Genomic DNA, 12,362 nt, shown 5'->3' with positions numbered 1-12,362 from the left:
CAGATTCTGCTGGGTACTGAGTGCTGCAACCGGTCCCAGAAAAAGATTCACAAATTCAGCGAATCTGCGGCGCTCGATTTTCTGAACCGTTTCACTCACACTCAGTGATGTTCTGGCCCCAGGCTTTTCGTCCGCGTCGGAATCACCTCGTGTTTGAGTACAGGACGCCATGGGAGGCCTCCAGGATCAGCTGCAGCATGCGCTCCATTGTGCTACCGGTCCGCCAGCAAGTCGATGAACAAGTGTTCCGTTACTTGCCGAACAAAAGTTCGTGGCCCACCGAGTTGAACCCTTCTTGAGATTTGCGCCCGCTGTGCCGAGCATCTGCTGGAAAACCGTCGAGGCTGCCGGGCGCAGGGTAAGCGCGAGGCCAATCTGCATCGGTAAGCCGGCGTGCGCGCCGTACTCTCAGGAAGTAACTGTAACGAATAATCGCAAAGCGACACCGAGCATTTATTCGCCCATAAAGGAACATTTAATACCGAACATCAAACAATCGACCTAACTACAACTGAGGTGATTTCACGGCGGAATAACGCAGCATAATTCGATACAAGGAAGGCGTAGTTCACCGCACGATGACTCATATTCTTCTCTTCTCGCATGCCTGATACGAGTACGGCACTATAACCGGCCGGTGTTGAACACGCAGTGCATACATAGGCATCGTCGGTTTTCCGAGCAATCACAGCTTGATCGGCGCGCGCCCGTATAGGCTCCATGTGCGACGTTTTTCACCTCACTTTCAAGGAGATTGCCAGGATCCGCAATACGCACCCGAGTTTAGCCAACTGAGTGACCGACCACTCCACACCCCATATCACCCCAACATCTGGTCTGTCTGCGCGCCTCGGCAGCAACGAGCCATTCGGCAAACTGATCAGCATTCGAGCCGTCGTAACACGACGTTCCCGTTCAACCGACTCAAGGAGCTCCATCATGAAAACCCTTGCATGCCTCGTCCTCGCCATGGGTGCGTTTGCCAGCCCGGTCGTCAGCTTCGCTCAGAGCACCGAGCCCGTCACCCGCGCGCAGGTGCGCGCGGAACTGATCCGCCTCGAGCAGGCCGGCTATCACGTCGGCGACGGCGACCACACGACGTATCCCACCCAAATTCAGGCAGCTGAAGCGAAGATCGCTGCACAGGACAATCAGCAGGCGGCCAACAACGCCGTTGGAGGCACGACGAACGGTACCTCGGCCGCCGGCAGTTCCGTGCATCTGCCGAAGCCCTCGCCATCGCCGTGCGTCGGCCCCGCAAGTTACTGCAACCTGTTCTTCGGTAACTGACCGCCGATGGCTCAACAGACCCTTGCTGCGCAGACCGATCGCGACGCCGGTTGCGGCACGATGGCCTGACCACGAGCGAGCGCGAGGAACTCACGCGCCTGCGCTGCAAGGTTCGTCAGCTCGAGCTTGAGCCCGAGATACCGGCAAAAGAGCGGATGCGATCTGATAGGGCTGCAGAATTTAACGAATATTAGCAAAGCGATACCGAACATTTGTTCGTCGATAAAGGAACATTTAGTACCGAACATCAAATAACCGACCTGGCTACAACTGACGTGGTTACACGCCGGAATAATGCAGCATGATTCGACACAAGGAGGGCGTTGAGATACTGCAAGCGCCTGATTCGGTGACGAGGAGATAATCGTGAAGATCAAGCATTTAAGCGTTCTGTCGGCAACAGCCGTTACACTTCTCTCACTCAGTGGTGCCGCACAGGCCGCTGGCGTGTGCTCGAACGCAACGCTAAAGGGACCGTACGGGTTTAGCGGTCACGGAGAAATTCTTGGATTGCTGGATGCAAATAATGTGCTGCATCCGTTCGCCGCTCCGTCGATCCTCGATGACGTCGCCCTGGTGACGTTCGACGGCGCGGGCCATTTTTTACGCACCGACTACGGGGTTATCGGCGGGCTGCCGAAAGGGGGGCAGACTACATTCAATCCGAACCAGAGCGGCACCTACACGGTGAACTCCGATTGCACCGGCACCATGAACATCGTCTATAGCGCCGGCCCCGTGCCGGCCGGCGTCGAGACTGACCTGGAAATCGTCGTCGCTGACGACGGAACGCTCATCGAATCGGTTGTCTCCAAGGCGATCACTGTGTCAGGCGCGACCCCGGACGGCATAACGTGTCCACCCTATTGCCAGCAAGGTGTGCAAGAAAGATTTGAGGGGAAAAAGGTCGTGGTCTACGGCTTTCGCTAGTCGCGTCCAGGATGGATTCAAGCTTGCTCGCTATAGCGCTTTCATGAGAGGGGGCAAGCGCGAGCGTGGGCGCAGGTTTTCCGCCCTTTGATACCTGCGCCTTCTGCGAGATGATTGTGTCGCTTCCCCGATCGATCGCGGTACGGAATCTGCTCAACATGCCGGGATTCTCAATGACCGAGTCGCTTCTGTCGAACGACCACTTGTGGCCGGACGTGACCCGACGGCAAACCTCCGTGGCCGATCCGCTTCAGTCTACGAGTTGTCCTACCAGGCCCTCGAGTCGAGTTTGATCCCGACGGTGTCGATTTGATCATCCTGTCATAGTCGTCTGGCATGATGCATGGTCGCCTGTTCGGCGCGAACTGCGCCCAGGCCGGGCAAAAAACCGCCTCCGCGAATTTTGCCAAGATAACCTGTGTGCAAACCGCGCCGCGCGCTTGCATCGCAGATCCACTGGGACAACAAGGAATCGAGCACATGAGCTTCGTGCACTTTATCGGCGGGGAAAAAGGCGGGGTGGGCAAATCGCTCGTCGCCCGCGTTCTGGCGCAGTACTTCATCGACCGCAATTTGCCGTTTCTTGGCTTCGACACTGACCGCTCACACGGAGCGCTGCTGCGCTACTACGCCGATTTCACCGCGCCAGCCGCGCTCGACGACCACGACAGTCTCGACCCGGTTATCGAGCATGCTCTCGAACAACCCGACCGACGCATCCTTGTCGATCTCGCGGCACAGACCCAGCAATCGGTCTCCAAGTGGTTCGACGACTCCGACGTGCTCGGTATTGCGCAGGAAAACGCTATTGCACTCACGTGGTGGCAGGTCATGGACGCGGGCCACGATTCGGTCGACCTGTTGCGGCAATGGCTCGATCAGTTCGGTGGCAAGTTGCGCCTCGTGATCGTGCTGAACGAAATCCGAGGCGAGCGCTTCGAATTGCTGGAGACCTCAGGCCAACGTCAGCGCGCGGAAGCGCTTGGTGCGAACGTCGTTTCGCTGCGTCATCTTCCCGACACGACGATGCAGAAAATCGACCAGAAAAATTTGAGCTTCTGGGCCGCGGCACATCATCCGGATCGCGCGAGCACCGGTCTTGGCATGCTCGAGCGCCAGCGAGTCAAGGTCTGGCTCAACCGCATTTATGAAGAAATCGAGAAGGTCGCGCCTTAGCCGGCGAGCGGCCAGAATTCGACGGTCCGGGAAGTTCGGCGTCCAGTCGCCAGTCGCGTGCCCCTCCTCCGACGCGGACTTCCCCCGCCGACCCATAAGGGACAAATACGTCGCTCTCAAGCAGCTGTTCACGAGCACCTAGCTTATGAATGGAGCTTCGCCCGGAGCGGGGACGTTTTCACGGCCGCGACCGAAGAACTATCACCCGGCTGTGTTCTCCGAAGCGGGAATGATCACGGCAGAGGTGACCGGTGAATGGACAGTCCATCCGATGGCACCGTACAGCGCAACGCCGTCGGTCGTCGCCACCAGAACGCCTTGCTTCTTTCCCCGTGCCACGGCCTCGCCGTTCAATAACTTCATGATCGCGCTTCCCAGGCCACGTCTGCGATGTGATTCGTGCGTGATGATCTGGTCAAATATGCACGACTCTCCGTCCAGGGCGCACTGACCGCTCGCGGCTATATCACCCGCAGCGTCCTCGACTTGTGCCCGGATAATTGACCCCTCGTCAAATACGCGTGCGGCATACCCTTTCGGAAGAACGAGCTTGCAAGGCGAACGTTCATTGTCAACCAACGCTGCCGTCATCATGAACACAGGCGCCTCCACGGTCCAGGTTTGCGGAAGGACCTCAGCCACGATTCGAGGTTCGGCGCAAACCTTGATGAAAGTCCATGGTGTATGGATGCGGGACGCCAGGTCCGTAACGACTTCTGGTCGAAATTCCGGCAGCACGTAGCGTGCTTTTTGTTGAGCTAGTCCGACGTCGACCAGAAAGCCAAATGGTAAGACCGTCGGGGCGGCCGTTCTTCGCGATAGCGCCCACCCGGTTATCCATGCTTCGACGATCAGAGCATGCGCCCGATGAGCGGCCAGGCGTTCAGGCATTTGCATGGTCGATGCTTCCATCCAATTCGTCCAGGTTACGTAGCCGGCCGCCGAAACCTTCGGCGGGCGATCCAGCATACCGGCGAGTCACAGCACCTCTCAGGCGTCGCTGATATCGCCGGGTAATTAATTCGAGCGTTGGGCGAAGATAATGATTAAAAGTACAGAGCACGTCAACAGAACAGTACTGCGCTTTCGCGCTAAGTGCGCGCTGCATCCAGACCGAATTCACGTAGCGACGGTGTTTGACAGCACACTCAGCGAACGCCCCCACTTCGGCAAAGCCCGCGTTCCGATGCAGACGTACCGAGGCTTCGTTCGGCAGGGCGATGCTATGCTTCGTCGCCACCACTTGATATGCATCCTGTCTACGATGAAACCCCTCTACTCGATTCGCCGTGCCCGCGCCACCGATCTGCCGGCGATATATCTCGGCGAACTCGACTACATCCGGCAAATCGAGCCGGAGAACGAAGCACGCTGGAGGGACGGGATGCACTTCCATCTGAAGCAATGGACAAACGGTATCGACCGCATGTTCATCGCCGAATGTGATGGGACTCAAGCAGGCTACTGTTTCTGGGAAATCCACGACGAAGCCGCGGTGCTTGCATCGATTCATGTTACGTCGGATCGACGTGGCAGCGGACTCGGTCGACAACTGCTTGCGCGGTTCATCGCCGATGCCCATGCGCACGGTTTTCGCAAACTGACGCTTGGCGTGAAGGCAGACAATCCGGCGCGCCATCTCTACGAAAAATCGGACTTTATCTATACACACGACGAACATGGCTATTGCCACTACGTCTACACAACGGCGGCCCCGAGTTCAACCTAGATCGATCGAAGAACGCCTTTTCGAGCATCCGCGGTCAGTACATTCGACTCGTGTAGACTGTGCCGATGTCCCAAGAAATCGACTACCTCAACCCCGCCCTTCCTCCTGGCCTCCGGCGCGTGTCGATGCCCGTGGTCGACGCGACCCCTACCACGCTTGAGGGATTTGGCAGGCTTGTAGCGGACCCGGGAGAGTGCCCGATCGAGATCGTGCAGTGGCCGGCGGTGGGGACAAGGCCCATCGATCCTGGAACCGGTGATGAGGCCGGCACAACCGAAGGCACATTTGTAAGCGAATGGCGCGGTGATATTCTCTACGGTCGGAACGAGGCGGTGGGCGGCCACTACATCCTTGGGTACGCAAAGGAGCCTGAAGCAGCCCGCGACGACAACGCCCGTGCACCGGAACGCATGTTGCTTTGGCACGCGAACTACCACCCGGACGGTGGACAACTGTTCTTTCCTCTCGACCCTCTGCCCTTCTACGTTCCATTGGCATTGCCTGGGGACGATATCGCGCCAGAGAAGTTCGTGTGCTTTCGCTTCGATGGACAGCAAGGTCTCTACATCCATCCAAACATCTGGCATGAAGGTGTGTTCACGCTTAGCGGGACACAGCGGTTCTTTGACAAGCAGGGCGCCGTCCACGCGCGCGTCTCTGTCGACTTTGCCCGCGAGTTTGGTTGTCTTCTGGAAGCGCCGATCGCCAGCAACGCCCAACCGGTTGGTCGAGTCGGCGACCTACCGCGGTAAAACGCAGACGATACTGCTATAAACGTCCATCGCCATCTTACCCAACGGTCACTTACTGCTTGCCCGAAGCAAGCTGCTCATTGCGTTCGGCGAGAAACCGGATCAGACCGTCCACCCCGCTTTGCTGGATCTTGTCGCTGAACTGCTGCCGATATGTCTGGACTAGCCAGACGCCGAGTACGTTCAGGTCATACAGGCGCCAGCCCTGCGGCGTGCTGTACAACCGGTAATCGATCTCCGCTGGCTCGCCGTTTCTGGTTGCAATCGTGCGCACCACCACGTCCGTATCGGTTGGCGCGATGTGTATCGGCGGGTACTCGATCCGTTGATCAGGTTGGAGTTGACCGATAGCGCCCGAATAGGTGTGGATCAGGAGCATCTTGAACTGTTCGACCAGTTGCTGCTGCTGGGCCGGCGTTGCCGTTCGCCAGTAGTGGCCCATCGCGAGCGACGTGGTACGGCGAAAATCGGTGTAAGGAATAATGTCGCGGTTCACGATATCCATGATGCGGGGAATATCCTCCGGCTCGATCGCCCGGGTACGCACCTCGTCGAGTATCTGCTGCGTCGCGGTCTTGATCAGAACCTGCGGCTCCGATTGGTCGACTTGCGCGTACGCCGCACCGCCAAACGAGAGCAACGCTGCGCAAAAAGTCACTAGAAAAAGGGGCTTCATGTGAAGGATCCTGGCTGTATGCATTAGCGTGCTGCTACGCAAGTATCCTCCATCTACGCCCAAACATCTCGCGCCGGGGCGAACGATTCACAACGCCCGACGGTAGAAGACATTGAGGACGGTTGCCATTGCCACTGGGTGCAGGGCCGCTGTATCACTCTTTCTGCTTATCCGGCATATGTTCAGCCAATACCGCGCGCGACGTATCGCCTTGCAAATATCGGGCACCGCTCCCGCGCCGACGGGCAACGTCTTTCGGATTGTAAAGTTTGCAAGATTTCAGCGACAGGCACCCGCAGCCCACACAGGACGCAAGCTGATCGCGCAATGCAATGAGCCCATCTATGCGCTCTTGAAGCAGAGGCTGCCACGCGCGTGAGAGACGCGCCCAGTCCTGTTTGGTCGGCGTGCGCTGCCCGGGCAACGTTTCGAGTGCGGATCGAATCTCTGAAAGGTTCAATCCGACAGCCTGTGCCGCACGGATGAACCCGACCCGGCGCAGCGCCTCCCTTCGATACTGGCGTTGACCGCCTTCTGTTCGAGTGCTACTGATCAGCCCTTCTTCCTCATAGAAACGGATCGCACTCGTCGCCACGCCCGAGCGCTTCGCAAGTTCACCAATTGTTATTGCCGTCTCGTTCATGACGTTCCCAGGTGTTTTCTCTTGACTTCAACTTTACTTGAACTTTCACAATGAGACTTTCTTCCGTTGGATTGAGAGACGGCAACATGCGCAAAGACTCCGTTCACATCAAGTTGAGCGAGCTTCTGGATGCAAACGTACGCTTTGACCTTGCTGCTAGAGGTACAACCAACCATTGCCCGATGGCGCTTGTTGCATTGGCCGAAATGGGTGCTTCGCCAGCTCGACTGCAGGCGTTTTTCGACATGTGGCAGCGCGAGTACGCTTTGAGTGCACCGCCGATCGACGCGGTTATCCCTCGTCACGAATGGGCACGACATTTAGGCGAACGTGCCGCATTCGGCGCTTTGCGACTTTGCTTTCACGACTGGATCGCCGACGCCGGGCCCGTTCCCGTGATCACGACCGTGCTGCAAGAGGTTCCTTTCGCTCCCGCTACGCAAGCCTTCCACTCGCTGATCCGGCTCGCTTACGGCATTGAGGCCGGGCATACCGGCGAGATTGCCGCGGGCCTGGCATCGTTAATCTCGTCGCATTTGCCTATGGACGTTAGTCTGGAAGAAAATCGCACGGCGGAGAGCGTCGATGCGGGATTCGATCAGGTTACCCAGGCATTGAGCGGCGCGGTTTTCCAGGGCACCTCGATCACGTCGCGCTTGCGTGCTGTTGCAACCGATGTGCGATTTGGCCGGGCCGTTCCCGTGCCTCCAGCGGACGTGGAGTTGCTGGACGATCTGGCGCGGGCGACAATTGGCGCTTACTGGCGTAAGCCGGACTTCACATTGCTCCATACGGTTACCGCAACGCGCGCTGCGCGAATCGTCTTTGCCCAGCTTCACGACGGCCTGGTCAAGCAATTGCTGCCGAGCCTGTGGATTGCGCTATGCGCCGCTTATGCAACGGTCGGCAGGCTGCCTGACGCAGAAGCAACCATCCCGGATCTCGCTGTTGACTGGAACGACGTGTGCAGAATGGCGGTCACCTCGGACGACGATCACGTGATCAAGATGACATACGCATGCCTTTGCGAGGACCGACGCGCCCCATCGCCGCTATATCTCGCATCGGCGGCGAGGTTAGTATCGTAGCGACCGTCCGCCAGCGTCGCAAATTGTTGGCGATTTAGCGACGGCGGTCGAACGATCGCTCGTGGCCGAACCCAACCCAGCAACGACCGGCTCCGTTCTTGGACCCGGAAGAGACAGCTTCAAATCCCGAAAGCGGTCGCTCAGACGTTGCGCCGCCATGCGGTTCGATACATGCGGTTGTTGGTACCCGGTTCACATGCTTTAATCGGGTCTCTACATTCTGCGCCTGCCCGCCGTCATGCCATTGTTTGAGCCCGTCACGCTGACTACCCCTCGCCTCATCCTGCGGCCGCTTCGTGATGAAGACGCGCAAGCGCTGTTCGCCATCTGGTCGGACGCGGACGCGATGCGCTATTTTTCGTTTCCAGCGATGACTTGTTTTGATCAAGCTACGGATCGCGTCGTGCGTAAATTGAAGACGTCCGCTAACGGCCAAGATCTCATTTTTGTGCTCGAACTGCGGGCAACCGGCGAGGTACTTGGGGATTGCGCTCTCTTTCATGCCGACGAGCAATGCCGACGTGCGGAGATAGGTTTTAGTCTGCAACGCAATCACTGGGGAGGTGGATATATGAGTGAGGCCGCCTCAGCGCTGATCGAGCACGCGTTCGGCACGCTGAACTTACGCCGGATTGAGGCGGATATCGACCCGCGCAATGTAGCCTCGGCGCGTCTTCTCGAACGGCTCGGATTTGTCCGGGAAGGGCTGCTGCGTGATCGCTGGATGGTTGGCGATCAGGTGTCGGATAGTGCGTTGTATGGGTTGCTCGACCGCGATCGCCGGACCTAGATGACATCTGGCTGCCCCGCCTTTTCAATGCCGCCGCTTAGCCAGCACTTCGCGCCACTGCATGCAGACTTGACCCGCGTTGCTCCTTGCTCGCCGAAGTGAAATCTGATGCCTGAAGTGGAACCGTGTCGGAACTGGCGATCGAGCGCTTCTTGTTGGCTCGAGCCAGAATGCGATTCAGATACACATAGAAGTGTTCGAGTTGTCTCGCGTCCGAAGCTGCGGGTTCGAGGTCGAACACTTCTTCGAGCACGCGGCGCGTTACGTGGAAACGTTGAAGTCCGCGGACAATACGAACCTGGAAGACAACACCGTCACCATTGTGCGGCACCGCTGCCCAGAAAAGCGAATGGCTAGCCATTGAGCCCCCGTGAATCACGTCAGATCAAAAATCTCGTCAACTCATGTTCGCACATCTTCACACCAGGCGAATCTTTTCAAAATTGTGACACGCCATGATTTGACATTTTTACCACGGTCGGCACACTGCCGCGCAGCAAGATGTCTGTAGACTAAAAGTAAAGCGTCTGCAATCGTGCGTCCGCAGTCGCGATATGACTGGGAGATTCGCTTTGATGACTTCTCAGGCTTACACGCCAACCGCCCCTGTATTGCATGTCTTCGAACAAACCGGAGGCTGGCATTGGGGCATTACCGTCCCGCGTGCAAGGGGGAGCGGATTCAAGCTCATTGCTTTCAGTGAGAGAACCTTCCCGGTTGAGGACGCCGCCCGCACGGATGGGCGTCAGGCGCTGGTCAACCTGGCCGATAGCGGCACCCGCGAGTGACTCGCCGCTGAGGCTCCCAAACAATTGATGCTTGCCTTCGAGCTTGGTAAGCACCGGCTTTCGCAGGCTGGAGCAGAAAGCGTTGCCAGGTACTGGCGAGCGGATAACGCTTTCGACCGACGATCTCTAACGACATGGACTGACGTGCTGATGCATCACGTTCGGCACGAGATGCGCGGCGCGCGACTGCGAACATTCTCGAGGCCGGACTTCTCCACCGACGGCGATGCGAACTGATGCGCGCCATGGCCGCCGGAGCAGGCAAAAATTTCCGGGCCGACACCGTTGGTATTGCTAAGGTTGTTCGGCAGATAGTCTTTCGCCCAGGTTATACCCGGAAACACTATCCTGGGGCCTTAAGGACGTGCTAAAAATAGTCGATATCCCGGAAGCGAGACTGAAAGTCCGGTCCGGAGATTGGAGAATCCCACGCGGTCTGTCGCACGGAATTCCGAGGTGAAAGTATGGAAAAAAAAGTGCTCGTCGCGGTAGCCGCTGCGCTTATGTCTTCTGTGGGCGCGCTGCATCCCGAATCCGCCCGTGCCGCTGATGCCGCAACCTCGGCCTTCGACGATTCGACCGTCGACGCATCGCTCGATCCCGGCGAAAAACGCGTCTCCGCCGAAGCAGACATTCAGGCGCGCCTGGCAGACCTGCGCTATGCGTATTTCATCGGCTATAACGCGCGCGCCAGGGAAGACTCGAAATCCTATGCGACCTTGGGCGACGAGGTGAAGCACCGGCAAACACAGCTTGATGCGCCGGCCATGCCCGCATCGCCGAAGCCGGTTGCCGAGCGGGTTGCACCCCCGAGGCGGGTCGTAGCGCAAGCCGCTTCGCTGAGGCAAGTATCCGCGCCGGTCACATCGCCGAAGCGGGATGCTGCTGCGCGAGCCACGCCGTCCAGGCAAGTCGTCGCGCAGGCCAAGCCTGTGCCGCTGAAGCACGGTCCCGCGGAAGTCGCGTCTGCGCCGCCGAGGCGGGTCTCTGCACCGGTCGCGTCGTTGAAGCAGGCTTCAGTGCGGGTTACGCCGCCTAAGCGGGCTGAAATGCAACCTGTGCCTCTGAAGCAGCTTGCTACGCGAACTACTTCGCCGAAGCTGTTTGCCACCGAGTCCGAGCCTCCGATACTGATTCCGACGCAAGCCGTGACGGCATTGCCGGAACCAAAATCAAACAATGACGACGACGCGCAGGTGACGCAGAGACGCGATTTCCAGAACGCTCAGCGGGCGGTGCCGCAATATCGGCAGGCTGATGAGGAATCGCAATACGCCGTGGAGCAAGGAACTCAACCGGTTCCACCGACTCAAGCAGCGCGCAACCGGCAATATCAGAACCAGCAGCCCGAGCAATACGCGGCGGCGCCGGCCTATAACCAGATGTCAACCGAGTATCAGGAGTCAGGCGGGTACGCCGGGCGGGAATACGCGCCGCCGCCTCGAACCGTTCGGGCTAACCAGTACGCGCCCGCTCCGTATCCACCCGCTCGGTACCAACAAGCTGACGCGCAGTCCGCCTACGTACCTCGGCCGCCCACTCAAGCGGCGGCGCAGCAGGTCATCATAGTGGCCCGCCCGCCTGCCTATCCGGCATATAACGCGACGTACGCGCCGCCTGAACTGCGGCGGCCGTACCCCGCCGGTTACGGCAATCCGGCGCAACCAGCCGGATATCAGGGATGGGAGTAGGCGCGCTCACCCGCATGTGCCACCGGGCGCGCTGACTCACGTATGCAGCCAGCCGTTAAAGGTGTCCCGCTTCCATGATGGAAGCAGCATGTGCGTGCCGGACACGTGCGATGGCACCGCCGTGACTCCGATCTCCCATCAGGGCGATACCTGCTCACAGGACGGCCATGCAAAATAGAAATCGTCCCATCCAACTATGGTTAGCAGGCCCTATAGCAGCCTGCGCTGGCATTTGCCGATGGCCGTGACGAACGTCTGCTGCCGACGTCAATGAACGGGGGTTTTCGATCCACAAAGGACGTTCAAGCGTCCTGGCAGCGGACATTCGCCACGCGTTTCTATGCCCTCAACGATTAAGATCACAGCTTGTGCAACGCTAAGCGAATTGAATGACCCGGTATGCCGTTTCCGTGCACATTTTTTTCGGTGGGGATAACGGAGTGCGTGGTGGCTGCCGATATCTAGGCGCGCGGTAGAATGGTTTGATCTAAAAAAGGAAAAGGCTGATGACAACAGCTCAAAGAAAAATGGGGTTCAGCCTTTACGTTTTGCAGGCCGTCGGGGCCCTCGGCGTCCTGATTTCGCTTGCTAGCCACAGATTCACTGGAATGTTTATTTTTGGCATGCTCACGGGACTTAGCGGTATGTTCATTAATCGCATCGTGCGCAAGAATCCAGGCGTGCTTCAAAGGTCCAGATTTATCACCCGGATACATTTTCTATTCTTGTGGTCCGTCATAGGATGCATAGCTTTGTTTTTGATTGGAACGCCCTTGCTCCGACTTCTGAATCACCATTGATAGCACTGA

Annotated in this window: 14 protein-coding genes; 9 read left to right on the top strand and 5 right to left on the bottom strand. The window is 58.3% G+C overall.

All coding sequences use genetic code 11. From position 1 onward, the window contains the following. Positions 1–939: 939 nt before the first annotated feature. The 3 genes from PQQ96_RS40205 (at position 940) to PQQ96_RS40195 (ending at position 3,396) form a co-directional block, all read left to right on the top strand. The gene (locus tag PQQ96_RS40205; RefSeq protein WP_408302695.1) at positions 940–1,290 is read left to right on the top strand and encodes a DUF4148 domain-containing protein; all 351 of its coding nucleotides are present in this window, start codon (positions 940–942) and stop codon (positions 1,288–1,290) included. Positions 1,291–1,656: 366 nt separating this feature from the next. Further along, on the top strand, positions 1,657–2,220 hold the full coding sequence (locus tag PQQ96_RS40200; protein WP_408302693.1) for a hypothetical protein: 564 nt from the start codon (positions 1,657–1,659) through the stop codon (positions 2,218–2,220). 480 nt (positions 2,221–2,700) lie between these two features. Beyond that, positions 2,701–3,396 (top strand): nucleotide-binding protein, encoded by a 696-nt coding sequence (locus PQQ96_RS40195; RefSeq protein ID WP_408302691.1) that lies wholly within the window; start codon positions 2,701–2,703, stop codon positions 3,394–3,396. 201 nt (positions 3,397–3,597) lie between these two features. Here PQQ96_RS40195 and PQQ96_RS40190 read toward each other — a convergent pair whose 3' ends face one another. Further along, a complete protein-coding gene (locus PQQ96_RS40190; protein ID WP_408302689.1) occupies positions 3,598–4,308 on the bottom strand; it encodes a GNAT family N-acetyltransferase in 711 nt (236 codons plus the stop codon). After that, positions 4,280–4,639: a GNAT family N-acetyltransferase gene (locus tag PQQ96_RS40185; protein WP_408302686.1), complete on the bottom strand. Its 360-nt coding sequence runs from the start codon at positions 4,637–4,639 to the stop codon at positions 4,280–4,282. The genes PQQ96_RS40190 and PQQ96_RS40185 overlap by 29 nt, the downstream gene beginning before the upstream one ends. Before the next feature lie 21 nt (positions 4,640–4,660). Between PQQ96_RS40185 and PQQ96_RS40180 the strand changes: the two genes are divergently transcribed. Together PQQ96_RS40180 and PQQ96_RS40175 are read left to right on the top strand one after the other, a co-directional pair. After that, the gene (locus PQQ96_RS40180; protein ID WP_408302684.1) at positions 4,661–5,125 is read left to right on the top strand and encodes a GNAT family N-acetyltransferase; all 465 of its coding nucleotides are present in this window, start codon (positions 4,661–4,663) and stop codon (positions 5,123–5,125) included. Between the two features lie 65 nt (positions 5,126–5,190). After that, positions 5,191–5,877 (top strand): ureidoglycolate lyase, encoded by a 687-nt coding sequence (locus PQQ96_RS40175; RefSeq protein ID WP_408302681.1) that lies wholly within the window; start codon positions 5,191–5,193, stop codon positions 5,875–5,877. A 52-nt stretch (positions 5,878–5,929) separates the two neighbouring features. Here PQQ96_RS40175 and PQQ96_RS40170 read toward each other — a convergent pair whose 3' ends face one another. Both PQQ96_RS40170 and soxR read right to left on the bottom strand, forming a co-directional pair. Beyond that, on the bottom strand, positions 5,930–6,553 hold the full coding sequence (locus tag PQQ96_RS40170) for an MlaC/ttg2D family ABC transporter substrate-binding protein (RefSeq protein WP_408302679.1): 624 nt from the start codon (positions 6,551–6,553) through the stop codon (positions 5,930–5,932). A gap of 154 nt (positions 6,554–6,707) precedes the next feature. Then, on the bottom strand, positions 6,708–7,196 hold the full coding sequence (gene soxR / locus PQQ96_RS40165) for a redox-sensitive transcriptional activator SoxR (protein ID WP_408302677.1): 489 nt from the start codon (positions 7,194–7,196) through the stop codon (positions 6,708–6,710). An 86-nt stretch (positions 7,197–7,282) separates the two neighbouring features. Between soxR and PQQ96_RS40160 the strand changes: the two genes are divergently transcribed. Beyond that, a complete protein-coding gene (locus PQQ96_RS40160; protein WP_408302675.1) occupies positions 7,283–8,284 on the top strand; it encodes a questin oxidase family protein in 1,002 nt (333 codons plus the stop codon). Between the two features lie 238 nt (positions 8,285–8,522). Then, positions 8,523–9,074 carry a GNAT family N-acetyltransferase gene (locus tag PQQ96_RS40155; protein WP_408302674.1) on the top strand — a complete coding sequence of 184 codons (552 nt, stop codon included), beginning with the start codon at positions 8,523–8,525 and terminating at the stop codon, positions 9,072–9,074. 37 nt (positions 9,075–9,111) lie between these two features. Here the strand turns inward: PQQ96_RS40155 and PQQ96_RS40150 are convergent, their stop codons facing one another. Further along, positions 9,112–9,435, bottom strand: coding sequence for a hypothetical protein (locus PQQ96_RS40150; protein WP_408302673.1), 324 nt, complete (start codon positions 9,433–9,435; stop codon positions 9,112–9,114). A gap of 214 nt (positions 9,436–9,649) precedes the next feature. Here PQQ96_RS40150 and PQQ96_RS40145 point away from each other — a divergent pair, with 214 nt between their 5' ends. Further along, a complete protein-coding gene (locus PQQ96_RS40145) occupies positions 9,650–9,862 on the top strand; it encodes a hypothetical protein (RefSeq protein WP_408302672.1) in 213 nt (70 codons plus the stop codon). A gap of 464 nt (positions 9,863–10,326) precedes the next feature. Then, entirely contained in the window at positions 10,327–11,553 is a 1,227-nt protein-coding gene (locus PQQ96_RS40140) for a hypothetical protein (protein ID WP_408302670.1), read from the top strand. Positions 11,554–12,362 lie beyond the last annotated feature (809 nt).

Source organism: Paraburkholderia sediminicola (assembly GCF_046027825.1).
Lineage (GTDB): Bacteria > Pseudomonadota > Gammaproteobacteria > Burkholderiales > Burkholderiaceae > Paraburkholderia > Paraburkholderia sediminicola_D.
Note: the sequence above shows the minus strand (reverse complement) of the source record. Positions and strands in the feature narration are given on the sequence as shown.